20 protein-coding genes are annotated in these 15,595 nt (G+C 66.5%); 11 read left to right on the top strand and 9 right to left on the bottom strand.

Going from position 1 to position 15,595, the window contains the following annotated elements; genetic code table 11:
- Nucleotides 1-5: 5 nt before the first annotated feature.
- Nucleotides 6-782: a TIGR03084 family metal-binding protein gene (locus R2733_14280; protein MEZ5377668.1), complete on the bottom strand. Its 777-nt coding sequence runs from the start codon at nucleotides 780-782 to the stop codon at nucleotides 6-8.
- A 60-nt stretch (nucleotides 783-842) separates the two neighbouring features.
- Between R2733_14280 and R2733_14275 the strand changes: the two genes are divergently transcribed.
- Entirely contained in the window at nucleotides 843-1,610 is a 768-nt protein-coding gene (locus R2733_14275; protein MEZ5377667.1) for a DUF429 domain-containing protein, read from the top strand.
- Here R2733_14275 and R2733_14270 read toward each other — a convergent pair.
- The gene (locus R2733_14270) at nucleotides 1,604-2,608 is read right to left on the bottom strand and encodes a Gfo/Idh/MocA family oxidoreductase (protein MEZ5377666.1); all 1,005 of its coding nucleotides are present in this window, start codon (nucleotides 2,606-2,608) and stop codon (nucleotides 1,604-1,606) included. The genes R2733_14275 and R2733_14270 overlap by 7 nt on opposite strands.
- Nucleotides 2,609-2,794: 186 nt before the next feature.
- Here R2733_14270 and R2733_14265 point away from each other — a divergent pair, with 186 nt between their 5' ends.
- Both R2733_14265 and R2733_14260 read left to right on the top strand, forming a co-directional pair.
- Nucleotides 2,795-3,412 (top strand): hypothetical protein, encoded by a 618-nt coding sequence (locus tag R2733_14265; GenBank protein MEZ5377665.1) that lies wholly within the window; start codon nucleotides 2,795-2,797, stop codon nucleotides 3,410-3,412.
- 63 nt (nucleotides 3,413-3,475) lie between these two features.
- Nucleotides 3,476-3,904 (top strand): hypothetical protein, encoded by a 429-nt coding sequence (locus R2733_14260; GenBank protein MEZ5377664.1) that lies wholly within the window; start codon nucleotides 3,476-3,478, stop codon nucleotides 3,902-3,904.
- A gap of 25 nt (nucleotides 3,905-3,929) precedes the next feature.
- Here R2733_14260 and R2733_14255 read toward each other — a convergent pair whose 3' ends face one another.
- The gene (locus R2733_14255; protein MEZ5377663.1) at nucleotides 3,930-4,508 is read right to left on the bottom strand and encodes a TetR/AcrR family transcriptional regulator; all 579 of its coding nucleotides are present in this window, start codon (nucleotides 4,506-4,508) and stop codon (nucleotides 3,930-3,932) included.
- 43 nt (nucleotides 4,509-4,551) lie between these two features.
- On the opposite strand from R2733_14255, the gene R2733_14250 reads away from it, so the two are divergent.
- The gene (locus tag R2733_14250; GenBank protein MEZ5377662.1) at nucleotides 4,552-5,337 is read left to right on the top strand and encodes a methyltransferase domain-containing protein; all 786 of its coding nucleotides are present in this window, start codon (nucleotides 4,552-4,554) and stop codon (nucleotides 5,335-5,337) included.
- Nucleotides 5,338-5,364: 27 nt separating this feature from the next.
- On the opposite strand, the gene R2733_14245 is transcribed toward R2733_14250, so the two are convergent.
- From R2733_14245 to R2733_14235, 3 genes are all read right to left on the bottom strand, one after another.
- The gene (locus R2733_14245; GenBank protein MEZ5377661.1) at nucleotides 5,365-6,924 is read right to left on the bottom strand and encodes an amidohydrolase family protein; all 1,560 of its coding nucleotides are present in this window, start codon (nucleotides 6,922-6,924) and stop codon (nucleotides 5,365-5,367) included.
- Nucleotides 6,925-6,953: 29 nt separating this feature from the next.
- Complete coding sequence (locus R2733_14240) at nucleotides 6,954-7,940, bottom strand: hypothetical protein (protein ID MEZ5377660.1); 987 nt, start codon at nucleotides 7,938-7,940, stop codon at nucleotides 6,954-6,956.
- A 100-nt stretch (nucleotides 7,941-8,040) separates the two neighbouring features.
- Nucleotides 8,041-8,301 (bottom strand): 2TM domain-containing protein, encoded by a 261-nt coding sequence (locus tag R2733_14235; protein MEZ5377659.1) that lies wholly within the window; start codon nucleotides 8,299-8,301, stop codon nucleotides 8,041-8,043.
- 123 nt (nucleotides 8,302-8,424) lie between these two features.
- On the opposite strand from R2733_14235, the gene R2733_14230 reads away from it, so the two are divergent.
- From R2733_14230 to R2733_14220, 3 genes are read left to right on the top strand one after another with little or no spacing between them, the layout of a single operon-like run.
- Complete coding sequence (locus R2733_14230) at nucleotides 8,425-9,570, top strand: 5-(carboxyamino)imidazole ribonucleotide synthase (GenBank protein MEZ5377658.1); 1,146 nt, start codon at nucleotides 8,425-8,427, stop codon at nucleotides 9,568-9,570.
- Nucleotides 9,567-10,229, top strand: coding sequence for a uracil phosphoribosyltransferase (upp, locus tag R2733_14225; GenBank protein MEZ5377657.1), 663 nt, complete (start codon nucleotides 9,567-9,569; stop codon nucleotides 10,227-10,229). Before R2733_14230 ends, upp begins: the two co-directional genes overlap by 4 nt.
- Complete coding sequence (locus tag R2733_14220) at nucleotides 10,226-10,651, top strand: cytidine deaminase (GenBank protein ID MEZ5377656.1); 426 nt, start codon at nucleotides 10,226-10,228, stop codon at nucleotides 10,649-10,651. Before upp ends, R2733_14220 begins: the two co-directional genes overlap by 4 nt.
- Here the strand turns inward: R2733_14220 and R2733_14215 are convergent.
- Nucleotides 10,623-11,339 carry an HAD family hydrolase gene (locus R2733_14215; GenBank protein MEZ5377655.1) on the bottom strand — a complete coding sequence of 239 codons (717 nt, stop codon included), beginning with the start codon at nucleotides 11,337-11,339 and terminating at the stop codon, nucleotides 10,623-10,625. The two genes, R2733_14220 and R2733_14215, sit on opposite strands and share 29 nt — an antisense overlap.
- 84 nt (nucleotides 11,340-11,423) lie before the next feature.
- Here R2733_14215 and R2733_14210 point away from each other — a divergent pair, with 84 nt between their 5' ends.
- Complete coding sequence (locus R2733_14210) at nucleotides 11,424-12,503, top strand: adenosine deaminase (GenBank protein ID MEZ5377654.1); 1,080 nt, start codon at nucleotides 11,424-11,426, stop codon at nucleotides 12,501-12,503.
- A gap of 37 nt (nucleotides 12,504-12,540) precedes the next feature.
- Here R2733_14210 and R2733_14205 read toward each other — a convergent pair whose 3' ends face one another.
- Nucleotides 12,541-12,762 carry a helix-turn-helix transcriptional regulator gene (locus tag R2733_14205; GenBank protein ID MEZ5377653.1) on the bottom strand — a complete coding sequence of 74 codons (222 nt, stop codon included), beginning with the start codon at nucleotides 12,760-12,762 and terminating at the stop codon, nucleotides 12,541-12,543.
- On the bottom strand, nucleotides 12,762-13,445 hold the full coding sequence (locus R2733_14200; GenBank protein ID MEZ5377652.1) for a DUF2975 domain-containing protein: 684 nt from the start codon (nucleotides 13,443-13,445) through the stop codon (nucleotides 12,762-12,764). Before R2733_14200 ends, R2733_14205 begins: the two co-directional genes overlap by 1 nt.
- A gap of 482 nt (nucleotides 13,446-13,927) precedes the next feature.
- Between R2733_14200 and R2733_14195 the strand changes: the two genes are divergently transcribed.
- From R2733_14195 to R2733_14185, 3 genes are all read left to right on the top strand, one after another.
- Entirely contained in the window at nucleotides 13,928-14,209 is a 282-nt protein-coding gene (locus R2733_14195; protein MEZ5377651.1) for a type II toxin-antitoxin system RelE/ParE family toxin, read from the top strand.
- An 11-nt stretch (nucleotides 14,210-14,220) separates the two neighbouring features.
- Nucleotides 14,221-14,520: a HigA family addiction module antitoxin gene (locus R2733_14190; GenBank protein MEZ5377650.1), complete on the top strand. Its 300-nt coding sequence runs from the start codon at nucleotides 14,221-14,223 to the stop codon at nucleotides 14,518-14,520.
- A gap of 602 nt (nucleotides 14,521-15,122) precedes the next feature.
- A complete protein-coding gene (locus tag R2733_14185) occupies nucleotides 15,123-15,521 on the top strand; it encodes an AAA family ATPase (GenBank protein ID MEZ5377649.1) in 399 nt (132 codons plus the stop codon).
- Nucleotides 15,522-15,595: the final 74 nt, after the last annotated feature.

The following is a 15,595-nucleotide window of genomic DNA, read 5'->3' as shown; positions in this document are numbered from 1 at the left end:
GTGAATCAGCTGCCGAGCGGCTGACGCCCACCGCCCGGAGGCCCGGCGAACGACTGCGCGATCGAGGCCCACTCCTTCGCGGCGTCGCCAACGATCTCGAGTGAGGTGTCGTCGATGTGCCGGCGTTGGGTGACCAGCAGGCACCAATCGAGGGCGTTGCCCTTGATCGAGTCGTTCCATTCGGGGTCACCCCAGGTCCAGGTGTCTCCCGACGGCGAGGTCAGCTCGACATACACCCCGGGTTCGGGCATCTCGAGCGAGTTGACGGTGTAGGCAAAGCGTCGAGCACCGACGCCGATATGGGCGACGTGACGCAGGCGGTCGGTCGCCTCACGTTCGACGCCGAGCGCATCGATGACATCCTGACCGTGGGCCCAGGTCTCCATCAGTCGGGCGGTGGCGAACGAACGGGCGCCCATGTCGGGCCCGTACCAGGGCAGCCGGTCCTTGGGATCAAGCGCACGGAAGGCACCGAGCATCGCCGCTCGGGCGGCCCGCCACCACTCGAGTACCTCGGCGCCGGTCTTGGCCCGACCGATGTCGGTGGCGGTATCGACGCCTCGGGAGCTCTTCATCAGTTCGGTTGCGCCTGCCCGGAAGGCGTCGTGGTCGACCGCGGCCGCAGTCCCGGTTTCGTCGAAGAAGGCGAGATGGCTGATCTGATCCTTGATGGTCCAGCCCTCGGCCGGCGTGTCGGCGTTCCACTGATCTTCGCTGAGGCCGTCGAGCACGGCGTCGAGGGCAGCGTGTTCGGCTTCGAGGTCGTCACAGATCGCTTCCATCGGCCAAGCATGCCCCAGGGGCTCGTCACGTGCGAACTACTCGACGGCGATACTGACCCGGTGACGCGTTCGAGACCCGAGGGGAAGGCGACCGACTGGCTGGAGGCCGACGAGCTGCTGGTCGAATCGCAGCCTGCCGATCTCGAGGTGGCCGGGATCGACGGCTGCCCCGGCGGATGGGCGATCGCCCGGCTGCGGGGCGACCAGCTCCGTGTCGAGCGGGCCGACTCACTGGTATCGATCTTCGCCGAGACTCGTTCGGGCAACCTCGCCGTCGCTGCGATCGACATGCCGATCGGCCTCCTGGCCGACCGCAGCCGCTCGAGCGATGCCGCAGCCCGCAAGCTGCTCGGTCCTCGCCGGTCGTCGGTGTTCGCCACCCCGGTCCGCTCGACGCTCCAGGCCGAGGACTACGCCGACGCCTGCGCGCGTTCGAGGGAAGCGAGTGGGAAGGCGTTGTCGAAGCAGGCGTTCCACCTCCTGCCGAAGATCGCCCACATCGACCGCCTCATCGAGCCTGACGACCAGTCCCGAATCGTCGAGGCGCATCCCGAGTGCGCGTTTGCACGGCTCGCCGGACAGCCGATGGCGTTCCCGAAAGCCACGGCCGAAGGCCGCGCCCTTCGTGTCAAACTGTTGCGCAACGCGTTCGCCGCCTTGACCACGATCACCGTCGATGACCTCCTGGCGGCGCGGGTGGTCCCCGCGGTCGACCTGCTCGACTCGCTCGTACTCGTTCTCACCGCTCGACACGTCGTCGCCGGGACCGAGCGCCGACTCGGCGGCGATCTCGACCCCACCGGGCTCTACGCCGAGATCGTCTACTGAGCTCCCCGGAGCGGGAAGCCGGCCGCGAGGTAGGCCGCGTCGATCAGTTCCATGTTCGCGATGGCGTCCTGGCCGCCCGTCGGGATCGGTGAACCATGGCGGATCGCGTCACGGTAGGCGTGCAGCTGATGGTGGTAGGTGGTGAGCCCGTCGACGACCTCGGTGTGTTGGTCTCCCTCGACATCGACCGTCAGCAGATGACCGTTGTGGGGAGCGATCGGATTGTTGATGTGCAACCGCCCCTTCGACCCGATCACCTCGAGTTCGGCGCCCGCCGTGGCCGTGTCGTCCATCGCCGTGTGGATGGCGCCCGTGATCGACCCACGATCGTCGGTGGCATCCCACAACAGCTCGATGTCGGTGATGATGTCGGTGTTCGGCCGCCCCTCGACCATCGTGGCCGACACCACGCGAGGCTCGGCACCGACGACGAACCTCAGCCACTGCGCCGGGTAGCAACCGAGGTCCATCAAGGCCCCGCCCGAGAGCTCATAGGCATGACGAACGTCGTCGCTCGGGTCGATCCGCACGGTGAACGAGCCGCTGACCGAGGAGATCTCACCGACCACCCCGGCGTCGAGGAGCTCGCGCAGTCGCGCTGCCAGCGGGTGGTAGCGCCAGTGGAAGGCCTCCATCATCACCAGGCCCGCCCGCTCGCCTGCGGCCACCAGGGTGCGGGCGTCGGCGGCGTTGCTCGTGAGCGGCTTCTCCTGCAACAGGTGTTTGCCGGCCTCGAGTGCCTTCACTCCCCACGGGAGGTGCGCATTCACGGGCAGCGGGTTGTAGATGGCGTCGACCTCGGGATCGGCGAGCACCTCTTCATAGGTGTCGTAGACCCGCTCGATACCAAACTCGTCGGCCTGGGCCTGGGCCCGGCTGCGGTCGCGAGCGGCGATCGCCACCACGACGACGTCGTCGGTGTCTCGGGCCGGGATGAACAGCGCCGGAGGCGAGATCCTCGCTGCGCCGAGCACGCCGATTCGCAATGGTGACGTCATGGGTGTCCTCCTTGGATCGACACGACCGTAGCGCCGCCATCATGCGAATTTCTCGAGCCCGATCGTTGCCCCGGCCGCGATCGCCTGGCACACTCGTCCACGCAGAGCGGGCGCCCGACCACGGGCATCCCTCACCAGCGCGGCCCGAGGCCGTACGGTTGGGAAACGCCCAGAAGGATTGCCAACGTGCCTGCTCTCCCGCTCATCTACGGCCTCGACCTCGTCACCAACACCGAGGGTCCGACGATCGACCTCACGTCGGATCGCATCGTTGCCATCGGGCTCAGCACCGAGGCCGGCGAAGAGCTCTACGAGGGCGACGAGGCCGAGCTCCTCACGATGGTCGACCGGCGCCTGGAGATGCTGCGCCACGGCGTTCTCACCACGTGGGGCGGGTCGGTGCTCGCCCTCCCGCTCCTCCACGGTCGGGTGGCCGCCCTGGGGCTGGACCTGTCGCTGCGCATCTTCCCCGACGAGCGCCGCAACCCGCGCAACGGTGCGTCGGCTCCGATCTCGGGCGTAGAGCAGCCGATGTGGGGCGCCTGGCACAGCCATCCGCATCTCGATCTGGCTCGGGTTTACGACGACGATCACCGGCGCTGGAACCCGCTCCGTACTCGCCGCACCACCCCGGAGAGCCACTTCCCCGCCACCGACGAGCTGACGGCCCGCGATCCGCGCGACGACGCTCGCCTCGCTCGCACGCTGGCCGAACGCCGGTGGGCCCAGGCGCGGCGCCTCATCGACCGCATGCCGTCGAACTATCAGCCCCGCACCCCCGGTGGTGTGACCACCAACCACTGAGCGCAGCCATTCAGGTCGCGTTCATGTGGACGGCACCTAGGTCGTTCGGGCTACGCTCCCCGAATGCTGTTGGAGCTCGGTCCCCTCGCCGCTGACGACGTCCAGCACTGGATCCGATTCGCACGCCGGATGATGTGCGAGTTCCGTGTTGATCCATGCGATCTCGAAGGTGTCGCCACCCGCGACTTCCTCGAGCAATGGCAATCGCTGATCGATGCCTGGGAACGCCACGCAACCACCACGGGGCCGACGTTCCGTTGGTCGTCCCACCTCGACATCGAGCTGGCCGAGTATCTCCTCCACGGCCTTGAACGTTGTGTCCGGTCCGACGCCATTCAGGCCCTCACCACCACCAAGGAACAGGTGACGCACGCTGCGTTCACCTTCCACGTGATGCAGGCGTTCGTCGACGGCCTCAGCGGGCAGGGTGGCTGCCATGAGCACCTCATCGACCAGATCCGAGCGTCGGTCGGCGCCCGGCTCGACCACTGACTCGTACCGGGCGACGGGCGATCAGTCACTCGGCGGCTTGTAGAGGCGGCAGGTAGAGACGGCACAGTTCGAGACACGCCTCGGCTGCGTCGGTCACCGACCAGCCGTGTGAACGACGCATGTGCAGGTAGGTCCAGGTGACCGCGTTGACGAGGAACTCGGCATCGCGGTCCGGCGCTTGCGATCGAGTTGTGCCGTCGTGGCCTCCGTCGAGCAGCACTCGCTCAAACGGTTCGGCAAAGTCGAACGTGAGCGTTCGCCCTTCGACCGAGGGATGGGGTTGCACCGGCGAGTGATAGACCGCCGAGAGCACCGCACCATGGCGCTCCACCACGTCGCACAGCACTCGGACACCCTCGGCGAGCCGTTCGGCCGCTGTGCCCGGTGAGGTGAGCGTCGGCCACAGGTGTTGGCGGAGGTCGTCGCTCGCCGCCTGTACCAGCGCAACGACCACCTGGGTCACATCGATGCCGTGGCGGTGCAGGGTGACTCGGGACACCCCGGCCTCGGCCGCGATGGCCGACAGTGAGAGGTCATCTCGTCCGCCGTGGTCGAGCAAGCGCCGGGTGGCCGCCATCACCTCCGGGCTGATCGGACTGGACATCGCCCTGAACTCTACTGCCACGACGGTGTTACACTGCTGTTGCATGACTGATACATCGCCGTTCGACAGGTTCGAGCACCTGGCTCGCGAGCAATTCACCGCCGACGCCGGCGCCTTCGATCGAGCCACCATCATCAACGACGGCGAGGCACTCGATGAGCTCGTTCGGTTGGCAGACATCGCTGCCGACACCAAGGTGCTCGATGTCGCATCTGGGCCCGGCATCGTCGCCGTTCGACTGGCGCAGTCCGGCGCCAGGGTCACGGGTGTCGATCTCACACCGGCGATGCTCGACATCGCCCGCCGTCGCGCCGACGCCGCCGGCGTCGACCTCCGTCTGCTCGAAGGCTCGATGTATCGGCTCCCGTTCGACGACGACGAATTCGATGTCGTCGTCTCCCGGTATGCACTCCATCACGCCCACGACCTCGAGGCGGCGGTGCGCGAGATCGACCGAGTGGCTCGCCCCGGCGCTCGGCTCGTCATCGTCGACTTCGCCGCCGACCCCGACCCTGCCATCGCCGCTGCCTACGACGAGGCCGAGCGCCATCGAGATCCGAGCCACGCCCGGAACCTCACCGTGTCGGAACAACGTGAGGCATTCGGAGCGCTCGGGTGGGACGTGCTCGAACGATCGACCTACCGCCTCCCGGCCTCGGTGGGCGGCGTCCTGACCGGCTCGAACGGCCCTGACCACGAATCGTTCCGGCGGGCCTTCGAGGAATCGCTCACGAGCCACGGGTTGGGCGTCGGTGCCCGCCGAGCGGGAGACGACATCGCCTTCGACTACCCGATCGTCGCTCAGGCGTTCGGCCGTTCGATCAGCTGAGGGTTCGATCAGCTGAGGGCCATTCGGTCAGCTGATCGTGACGCTCAGCATCGGGCGACCAGGGCGAAGCGTCTCGTCGAGCTGGCCGGAGCGGAGGATGTGGGTACCCTCCACGAACACGTGGTCGATCCCGATCGAGCGCAGCTCGGGCTGGGCGACCGTCGCCTGGTCACGAATGGTCAGCGGATCGAAGACCACGATGTCGGCGTCGGCACCACGCTGGAGCCGACCCTTGCGGGTGAGATCGGGCAGCATCGACTCGAACCGTCTGGCCGGCTGGATGGTGATCTTGGACAGGGCCGAGGTGAGGTCGAGGACCTGACGTTCGCGTACGTACTGACCGAGCAGCCGTGAGAAGCAGCCCGATGAACGGGGATGGTTGTTGAGCGAGCGAGTGAGGATGGCGTCGCTGCCGACCATCATCCATGGGGTCTGCAGCGCCAGCTCGATGGTGGCTTCGGGGATGGTGCCGTGCGCAGCAACCAGCAGATTTTCCGCCTGCGCCTGCTCGAAGGTGTCGGCGCTGAGGCGACGACCTTGCCCCGCCACCTCGAGGTCGGAGAACGTGATGCCGTAGCGGTCGCCCCAACCCTGCGCGAACCGGAAGCTTCCGAGCGTGGTGGCCCAGAAGTCGTAGGGGTAGATGCACGCGGTGATGTCGAGCCCACTGGCCCGCGCCGCTTCGATCAGGGTGATGGCCTCGGCCATGGCTTCGGGCTCGGTGCCGCCGGTGCTCGCCAGGTGTTCCATGTGGACGGCGGAGCCGGTGTCGGTGGCGATCTGGATCGCTTCGCGCACGCCCTCCGGCCCAGTGCCCGGCTCGGAGTGGCGGAGGTGGAAGTACGACATGTGACCAAGCCGCTGCGCCGTGGCGGCGATCCGGCGCATCTCCTCGAAGCTGGTGCCGGGCGCGTACTCGGGCGAGAAGCACACCCCGGCGAAACCGGCACGCAGGTTCTTCTCGGTGAGCCGCTCGAAGGCGACGAGCTGCGCATCGTCGAGCGGGTCTTCGGGGGCCGAGGCGATCTCGGGGTCGACGGCACGGATGAATTGCTGGTGCCACGCCCCGCCGAAATGCAGTGGGGTTTGGCCGGTCCAGGTCCTGAAGAACGCCTCGGCGTAGTTGTTGACGCCGTGCATGGCGAGGTTCGTGGTGACGCCGTCGGCCAACTTGTTCCACTCACCGAACCCGTTCGGCTCGGCCGAGAGCAGATCGATGAAGCCCGGCGCGACCACTCGCGCCGTGGCGTCGATCACGGTGGCCCCGAGATACCCGGTCCCACCGAAGGCGGTGATAACGCCGGCGTCGATCCCGATGTCACCGATGGCGTCAAAGCCGGTGGCGGGGTCGACCAGACGACCGCCGGTGATGACGGTGTCGAAGACATGGGTGGGATCGGGGGCGGGGGCCGCCCCCGGCAACGCCACGGTGTCCGGATCGAGCACGGGTTCGGCCGGAGCGGCCGGGAGGGCCCCGAGTTGCCGCCCGACCATCAGGTTGGCCGCGCCGAAGCCCATGGTGACCAGGAGGCGACGACGAGTCACCGAGGGCGGCCGCGAATCGGACCGCGGAGAACGCTCCGACATGCCCGGCCATCGTAGAACCCGGTGCCGAACTACCGGTGACAATCCAGGGCCCGCACGCTCGACAGCCCGTCGAGCATCAGTCGGAACAGCTCGACGGTCTCGGCGGACCACCGGGGGTCGACGTCGACGTGTCGGTCGACCACCAGGGCCGACGATCCCAGCTGGCGACCCAGGAACCGTGCGAACGAGGGATCATCGAGCCAACGGGCCAGCGACGGTGAGCAGCGACCGAGGTCGAGCCACCCATGCATCGCCCCCTCCCGGATCCCGCTCCACCCGGTGGCGCGAGCGTGCTCGTAGAGCCGATCGAGACTGAGCCGCGCCACCTCGGCAGGGTCGTCATCGTCGTCGATCTCGTCGGGGTCGATGCCGGGGTGCCAGCGAGCGGCATCGATCACGTCAATCACCTCGTTGGCCGAGCGTGCGGCCAGATCATGGAGCCAGACGGCAAGCCAATACCAACACGGGCCGTGCAGGCTGGGGACGGTGGGCAGCCCGAAGCAACGACGCAGGACATCGACGACCGGATCATCGCCGTGGTGCAGCGAGACGACCGGCGCGTGCCTGGGGTCGCCGCCATCGAGCGACGCTCGGAAGCTGGTGCCGTTGCGCCAAACGATCGACGTGACGCTGTGGTCGGTGACGGCCAGCGCGTCGACATCGGCATCGGGCTCGTAGCCGAGAAGACGCTCGGGCACCGAGAACGGTTCGAAGGTCGAGCACCGTCCGGTGTCGGGAGAGGTGAGCTCGACCAGCTGCAGGCCGGCGGGGTGGTCATTGAGTACCCGCGCCACATAGGGAGCCACGATGCCGAGCGTCGAGGGGACCAGCCTGAGGCGCCGCGCCACCGTCGGCGGCGAGGTGGTGGCAGGCGGCGACACCTTCGCCCGGGGTGGGGTCGGCGAACGTTCTGGACGGAGCTGGGGTGTGGAGGCCAGCAGGGTGGGGTCGAACAGCGCAGGATTGAGCAGGGCAGGATTGAACAGGGTAGGGTCGAACATGGCAGGGTCGAACATGGCGGAGCCTTCGAGTCGTGAACGAGCATCGGAGGCTCTCGCCGTCGAGACGGACCGGCTGGCCCGGTCGCACCATCATGGTGCGACCGTGTGACAGCGCTCAGTGGCGGAACTGGTGGGTGCCGCCGTCGGCCATGCGCCGACCGTCCACGATGTAGGCCAGCGCGTGGAACGCCAGGGCGAACGCCCAGACGCCGGTGATCCAGTACGCCCACTGGGCGCCAGATTGGCCGATCGCAAGGTCGAGGATCCAGAAGAACACGTTGATGATCACGAACGTGCCGATGTGCCAGACCAGGCCGGCCAGATACTTGGCCTGATGGCGCGCACGTTCGAGTTCGAGGTCGTCGTTGGTAGCCATGTCATCACCTCCCTTCGCCTCGATCCTCCTCCCCTTTCGACGCCGCCACTAGAGGCGAGGGACTCCCGAACTCATCACGATCGCGTCCGCCGACGACTGGCCGGTCCAGCTACTCTCGACGGCGTGCCCAACGATCTCCCTGCGCTCTATCGACTCGGCATCGTCGGCGCCGGCCAGATCGCGCGCATGATGCATCAGGCCTCGGTGAAACTCGGGATCACGCCACGCCTGTTCGCCGAGAGTCTCGACGACTCCGCAGCACTCGCCTCGCCCGACACCATGCTCGGGCACCCCGACACGTTGTCGACCTTCGCCGAGAGCTGCGAGGTCGTCACGTTCGAACACGAACGCCTCGACATCGGCATGCTCGAACGCCTCGAGGCCGACGGCAAGGTGATCCGGCCCGGCACGAAGACGCTCCGGGCTGCCTTCGACAAACTCCATCAGCGTCGTGTGCTGCTGAATCGGGGGTTCGGCGTCCCCGTCTTCGCCGAACTCACCAGTCCCGACGATCTCATCGATTTCACCTCGGTCTTCGATTGGCCGGTAGCGATCAAGTCGATCCGAGCCGGACGCCCCGGCGAGCGAGGGGTGTGGATCGTCGAGAGCCAGTCCGAGGCGCTGCGGGTGATGGCCGAGCAGACCGGTCGTGCGCTGATGGTCGAGAACTTCCAGCCGATCGTCACCGAACTCGCCGTCCTGGTCGCCCGCCGACCGGGCGGTCATGCCCGGGCCTATCCCGTGATCGAATTGATCAACCACGACGGAGCGCTACGCGAGATGCGAGCTCCCGCCGTGATCGGTGCCGCCGTCGCCAAGGAAGCCACCGAAACGGCCCTGCGGATCGCCAACGAGCTCGAAGCGGTCGGGGTGCTGTCCGTCGAGTTCTTCCTCACCAACGCCGGTCTCGTCGTCAACGAACTGGCTGCTCGACCCCACAATGCCGGCCATCTCAGCATGGAGGCGTGCGCCACCTCCCAGTTCGAGAACCACGTGCGGGCGGTACTCGACCTCCCACTCGGGCCCACCTACCTGACCGTGCCGGCGGCGGTCACCGTCAACGTCCTCGGGGGCTTCGATCATGTCGACCCCGTCGACCACTTGGCCGACGCCCTCGCAGTGGAGGGGGCCCAGGTGCACCTCTACGGCAAACACCCGGCCCCCGGCAGCAAGCTGGGCCACGTCACCGCCGTCGGCGACGATCTCGACCAAGCTCGCGAGGTGGCCAAGAAGGCCGAAGCGGCACTCATGGGAAGGCGTTCCTGGTGAACGACCACAGCTCGACCGACCGTCCACCTCTCGACAACGTGACGGTGCTCGACCACCCGCTCGTCAGCCACAAGATGTCGCTGCTCCGCCAGGTGTCGACCGAACCGCAGATGTTCCGGGCGCTGTGCAACGAGATCACGCTGCTGACCGCCTACGAGGCGTTGCGTGATCTGCCGACCGAGCCGATCACGATCGAGACGCCGATCACCACCACGGTCGCCCGGCAACTCGCCAAGCCCGCTCCGGTCGTGGTCGGGATCTTGCGGGCCGGGTTGATCATGGTCGAGGCCATCCTCACCCTCGTCCCCAACGCCGCCGTTGGTCACCTGGGCATGTTCCGCGACCCCGACACCCACGAGCCGGTCGAGTACTACAACAAGCTGCCGGTCGACGTTGCCGAGCGCGAGGTCATCCTCGTCGACCCCATGTTGGCCACCGGCGGAAGTGCCGTGGCAGCACTCGATGCACTGGTCGGCGCCGGTTGCACCAAGATCCGACTGATCTCGATCATCGGTTGCCCCGAGGGCGTGGCGGCCGTCCACGCCGCTCACCCCGATGTACCGATCACGCTGTCGGCACTCGACGAGCGGCTCAACGAGCACGCCTACATCGTGCCCGGGCTTGGCGATGCCGGCGACCGAATCTACGGCACCAAATGACCGCCGCACCGGCTCCTCGCCCCGGCGACCACGAGCTGCCGTGGGACGACCTGCGCACCGCTGCCATCGCCGCAGCCCGCCGGGCCTACGCCCCGTACTCGGGGTTCGGCGTCGGCGCCGCCGCACTCACGACCGACGGCCGAATGCTCACCGGCTGCAATGTCGAGAACGTGTCCTATGGCCTGACGTTGTGCGCCGAATGCGGTTTGGTCTCGGCGCTGCATGACAGCGGTGGTGGACAGTTCCGGGCCGTGCTGGTCGTGTCGGCGTCGGGCGAGCCCTGCACCCCGTGTGGACGCTGCCGTCAGCTGCTCGCCGAGCACGCGGCCGACGACTGCCTGATCGATGCCAGCGGTACGCCCGAAACCATCGAGCAACTGCTACCGGGGGCCTTCACTCCTGACCGGCTGGCCGAGGGCTGAGCTCCAGCACGGCATCGGGGAGCTGGCTGATCGATTCGAGTACCGGGAAGGCATGGCTGGCATCGGGCTCGACGTGCTCGTGGGCCCACGTGACCGTGTACGGGATGTGCACACCGTGGCCACCGAGTTCGAGCACGGGAAGGATGTCGGACCGCACCGAGTTGCCGACCATCACGAAGTCGGAGGGCTCGATGTCGTAGCGATGCAGCACTCGCCGATAGATGGCCGGCGACTTCTCACTCAGGATCTCGATGCCGTCGAAGTGGTCGGCGAGACCCGATTCAGCGATCTTGGACTCCTGGTGGAACAGGTCGCCCTTGGTGATGAGGACAAGGCGGTAGTTCGCCGACCTGAGCGTCTCGATCGTGTCGCCCACGCCGGGAAGCAGCTCGACCGGATGCGAAAGCATCTCCTTGCCCCACCCGATGATCTGGTTGATGGTGGCGGCGTCGATTGCGCCCCCGCTGACCTCGATGGCCGTCTCCACCATCGACAGGGTGAAGCCCTTGATCCCGTAGCCGAAGATACGCAGGTTGTCGTGCTCTCGTTCCAGCAGCTTGCTGGCGATCTGATCGGCGGGGAGCCACGGTTCGAGCAGCTGGCGGAACCGCTCCTCGGTCACCGTGAAATGATTCTCGGAGTGCCAGAGGGTGTCGTCGGCGTCGAGGCCGATGGAGGTGATCGCCATGCTCGTCCTGATGTCGGGGACCTCGAAGGATAGGGCGCTACGGCGAGCACGGTCGATGGAGAGGCTGACCCAGTAGCCTGTGGTATGGACGAACTCTCTCCAGCCGTCATCGCCGCTGCACCGAAGGTCCTCCTCCACGATCACCTCGACGGCGGCATGCGTCCGGCCACGGTCATCGAACTTGCTGCCGAGACCGGCTACGACGACCTGCCCACCACCGACGTCGACGAACTCGCCGCATGGGTCCGCCGCGGCGCCGACCGCAACAAGCTCGAGCTGTATCTCGAGACCTTCGCTCACACGGTGGGCGTGACCCAAACGCCCGACGCGCTCGAACGAGCCGCCCGTGAGGCGGCCGAAGATCTCGCCGCCGACAACATCGTCTACGCAGAGGTCCGGTTCGCCCCCGAGCAGCACATGAAGGCGGGCATGACCCTCGACGAGGTGGTCGAGGCCGCACTCCGTGGTCTGAAGGCGGGGGCCGAGGGCACCGACCTCACCGTGGGACTGATCTGTTCGGCGATGCGCCAGGAGGCCCGGAGCATGGAGATCGCCGAGCTGGCGATCCGCCATCGCGACGACGGCGTCGTCGGTTTCGACATCGCCGGACCCGAGTCAGGGTTCCCCCCGGCCCGCCATCTCGACGCCTTCCAGCTCTGCATGCGAGAGAACTTCCACATCACCATCCACGCCGGTGAGGCGTTCGGACTGCCATCGATCCACGAGGCCATCAGCTACTGCGGAGCTGAGCGACTCGGCCATGGCGTGCGCATCGTCGACGACATCGAGGTCGACGCCGACGGCAAGGCGCATCTCGGCCGGCTCGCCCAATTCGTCCGAGACACTCGAGTCCCGCTCGAGATGTGCCCCACGTCGAACGTCAACACCGGTGCGGCACCATCGATCGCCGAGCACCCGATCGGATTGCTCCGCCGACTGCGCTTCCGGGTCACGGTCAACACCGACAACCGGCTGATGAGCAACGTCTCGCTCACCGACGAGTTCGTCAAGCTGCACGAGGCATTCGGCTACGGGCTCGACGACATGGAATGGCTCACGCTCAACGCCATGAAGAGTGCGTTCTGGCCCTTCGAGCAACGGCTCAAGATCATCAACGAGATCATCAAGCCTCGCTACGCCGCACTCCGAGCGTCGTCGCTCTGACCGATCGCCCGATCAGCTGCCCTACGACCGCCGCGCCCTACGACCGCACCGAGAACAGGTCGCCCGGCTGGCAGCCGAGCACGTCGCAGATCGCTGTGAGGGTGGAGAACCGGATGGCCTTCGCCCGGTCGTTCTTCAATACCGACAGATTGATCACTGTGATGCCGACGGCCTCGGCCAGTTGTGTGAGGGTCATGCCCCGCTGGTCGAGCAGTTCGTCGAGGTGACAGTGCACCCGGTGCGGATCATCCGGCGGCATCAGATCATCCCCTCGACGTCGTCGCGCAGGCCGACACCGACGTGCCACACCGACGCCAGCACACCGACACCCAGGCCGACGACGATCGGGAGGAACGAGATGGTTGCCGTGATCCGAGTCATGTCGGCAGCGGCCGATCGCTGCACTACCAGCATGGAAGCGAACTCGCCGATCAGCGACCAGGCGGTGCCGCCCACGCCGATCAGGAACGCAAGCGCCCACAATCGCCGCTCGTTCTCGGCGACGAAGGGATCGCCCCGCCGTGCGGTTCGCACCATCGAGAACACCAGCCAGGTACCGGCAAGCGCCAGCAACGGCGGCACCATCTGCGTGACCAGCCACGCCACTCGCTGACTCGGCGTTGGTTCGGGGAACACGAAGTGCGCCGTGACCGGTTCACCGACCTCGACCGGGGCCTGGCCGGTTGCAGCGTCGACGACGGCGTCGTCGGTGGTTCTGGTGACGAGGCGATCACCGAAATCGACCTCGAAATCGAGTTCCGCGTCGACCGACGGTGCGGTGTCGCCGGCCCAGCCGAAGCCGGCTCGGCCGATGAGCGGTGCGACCGCAGCGATGACCATGAAGACCATCCCGATCGCAAGCAGGACTTCGAAGGCTCGGACCGCGCCGCCGTTCTCGACGGCCGCTGCGGCGTCGCGGGTCGATGCATCGTTGTTGGACATGCTGACTCCAGATCGTTCACCGGGTGCCGAGAGCATCTCAGAACATATCGACTTTCGATAACCCGATGCGGTCATCATGCATATCGAATTTCGATAAGTCAACAACAAGTTCGAATGCGTTCGCGACAACGCCCGGGCCTTCGAGCTTGCCCGCAACGACATCCCGGCCATCATCGACCTCGTCGTCCGCACCTCGGCGAGCGCCGGATCCACCTCATGCCATCGACTCTCGCTGCCGACGTCGTCGGCCTCCAAGCGGCATTGTCAGAGGCGATAGCAAAGCGTCGCCCATCGGCACTTCGCTGGCCTGCCCCAGCCCGATATTGGCCGCACGTTGGTGGGCGAGTGTCGCTGCGCCCTCGTCGGGCATGCGGGCGACACCTGCAACCGGGGTGAAACGCCCAGGACACTCCACTGGCCAGCCTGTGATCGAACCACCATAACGCTTGCCGTTCATAACGCATTACGTTATGCTCATCGAGATGTTGCAGTCGTTCCGCGACAACGACACCGAACGCGTCTGGCACCGACAACGATCGAAACGCCTCGACCAACCCACACAACGCGCCGCCCTTCGAAAGCTGCTCATCCTCGACGCCGCAGACCAGATCGGCGACCTCCGGGTTCCGCCCGGCAACCATCTCGAAAAACTCAAGGGCGACCGGGCAAACACCTACAGCATCCGAGTCAACGACCAATGGCGCATCTGCTTCCGATGGACCACCGCCGGACCCGAAGACATCGAGATCGTGGACTACCACTGAGAGGAGATGACATGACCACGCCCACCATGGAACCCATCCACCCCGGCGAGATCCTGATGCTCGACTACCTCGAGCCGCTCGGCATCACCCAACACCGCGTCGCCGTGGCCATCGGCGTACCGCCGCGGCGGATCAACGAGATCGTGCACGGCAAACGCGGGATCACCGCAGACACTGCGTTGCGCCTGGCTCGGTACTTCGGCACCAGCGAACGGTTCTGGCTGAATCTTCAGAGCCGCTACGAACTCGAGGTCGAACGAGACCGCCTCGCCGGAACACTCGACCAAATCGAACCCCTGGCCCTCGCATAGAGCCGTCTCCACCGACGCTCGATCGACCACCTCGTAGGTTTTGCGTGGAAACCTTCGGCAATGACAATCACGCCACGTGTCGCGTAGGAAGCCGCCGAGTCCCGCGGGAAATCAACCAGCAGCGCAGCGCCCCTACCAGCCTTCCCGACAGCCACGACACCTGCCCCAGACGCCGGGGTCGTAGTCGCCCACTGACGTCCGATTCGAGCAAGAGCGCAGCCGAGAACTCCGCTGACAGAAATCGCCCGGTCGCGGATCGGGCCTGAACGACCACATCGAACGTGCGAACGTGCCGTACCTGATGTCAGCAAACCCCGAAGATCAAGAACTCGACGGCTACCCGTTCACACTCCCAGCCGTCCGCACTCTCGGCTCGATCGAGCTCTCCGACGTGACACTCTTCGTCGGCGACAACGGCACTGGCAAATCGACCATCATCGAAGCACTGGCCATCGCAGCCGGGTTCAACGCCGAAGGCGGCAGCCGCAATCTCCGCTTCGAAACATACGCCACCCACAGCACCCTTGCCGACCACCTCACCCTCCGCTGGATCCAAACGACCCCGCTGGGGCTGGTTCCTCCGAGCCGAAACGTTCTACGACATGGCCAGCCACATCCACGCCGACGACGACCCAGAGAGCGGCGTCAAGGCCCTGTTCCCCGATCTCCACAACCGCTCCCACGGCGAGTCGTTCCTCACACTGATCGAGAGCCGAATGAGCAACGACGGCCTCTACTTCCTCGACGAGCCGGAATCCGCGCTCTCCTTCCACGGTCAGCTTCGCTTACTGGCCATCATGCACGACGCAACCGAGGCCGGAGCCCAGTTCGTCATCGCAACACACTCCCCGGTGCTCATGGCATTCCCACATGCGACGATCTACGAGTTCGGCAACGACGGTGCGCAACAGTGCTCGTACGACGAGATCGAGTCCGTTCAACTCTGGCGCAACTTCCTCGACGAACCCGACAGATTCTTCCGGCACCTCCTCGGCGAATAGACCACACCAAGCGTCCGCCATCGCTCACCACCCAGGTTCCGAGAACCATCCCGATCGCCGGGTTGTGGTGCGTA

Source organism: Acidimicrobiales bacterium (assembly GCA_041394265.1).
Lineage (GTDB): Bacteria > Actinomycetota > Acidimicrobiia > Acidimicrobiales > SZUA-35 > JBBQUN01.
Note: the sequence above shows the minus strand (reverse complement) of the source record. Positions and strands in the feature narration are given on the sequence as shown.

Excerpts from the sequence above, each read along its gene's own strand:
- R2733_14235 (MEZ5377659.1), bottom strand. The coding sequence starts at position 8,301 with ATGGCTACCAACGACGACCTCGAACTCGAACGTGCGCGCCATCAGGCC.
- R2733_14210 (MEZ5377654.1), top strand. The coding sequence starts at position 11,424 with ATGGACGAACTCTCTCCAGCCGTCATCGCCGCTGCACCGAAGGTCCTC.
- R2733_14245 (MEZ5377661.1), bottom strand. The coding sequence starts at position 6,924 with ATGTCGGAGCGTTCTCCGCGGTCCGATTCGCGGCCGCCCTCGGTGACT.
- R2733_14185 (MEZ5377649.1), top strand. The coding sequence starts at position 15,123 with ATGGCCAGCCACATCCACGCCGACGACGACCCAGAGAGCGGCGTCAAG.
- R2733_14280 (MEZ5377668.1), bottom strand. The coding sequence starts at position 782 with ATGGAAGCGATCTGTGACGACCTCGAAGCCGAACACGCTGCCCTCGAC.
- R2733_14195 (MEZ5377651.1), top strand. The coding sequence starts at position 13,928 with ATGTTGCAGTCGTTCCGCGACAACGACACCGAACGCGTCTGGCACCGA.
- R2733_14250 (MEZ5377662.1), top strand. The coding sequence starts at position 4,552 with ATGACTGATACATCGCCGTTCGACAGGTTCGAGCACCTGGCTCGCGAG.
- R2733_14205 (MEZ5377653.1), bottom strand. The coding sequence starts at position 12,762 with ATGCCGCCGGATGATCCGCACCGGGTGCACTGTCACCTCGACGAACTG.
- R2733_14240 (MEZ5377660.1), bottom strand. The coding sequence starts at position 7,940 with ATGTTCGACCCTGCCATGTTCGACCCTACCCTGTTCAATCCTGCCCTG.
- R2733_14255 (MEZ5377663.1), bottom strand. The coding sequence starts at position 4,508 with ATGTCCAGTCCGATCAGCCCGGAGGTGATGGCGGCCACCCGGCGCTTG.
- R2733_14270 (MEZ5377666.1), bottom strand. The coding sequence starts at position 2,608 with ATGACGTCACCATTGCGAATCGGCGTGCTCGGCGCAGCGAGGATCTCG.
- R2733_14200 (MEZ5377652.1), bottom strand. The coding sequence starts at position 13,445 with ATGTCCAACAACGATGCATCGACCCGCGACGCCGCAGCGGCCGTCGAG.
- R2733_14190 (MEZ5377650.1), top strand. The coding sequence starts at position 14,221 with ATGACCACGCCCACCATGGAACCCATCCACCCCGGCGAGATCCTGATG.
- R2733_14260 (MEZ5377664.1), top strand. The coding sequence starts at position 3,476 with ATGCTGTTGGAGCTCGGTCCCCTCGCCGCTGACGACGTCCAGCACTGG.
- R2733_14220 (MEZ5377656.1), top strand. The coding sequence starts at position 10,226 with ATGACCGCCGCACCGGCTCCTCGCCCCGGCGACCACGAGCTGCCGTGG.
- R2733_14215 (MEZ5377655.1), bottom strand. The coding sequence starts at position 11,339 with ATGGCGATCACCTCCATCGGCCTCGACGCCGACGACACCCTCTGGCAC.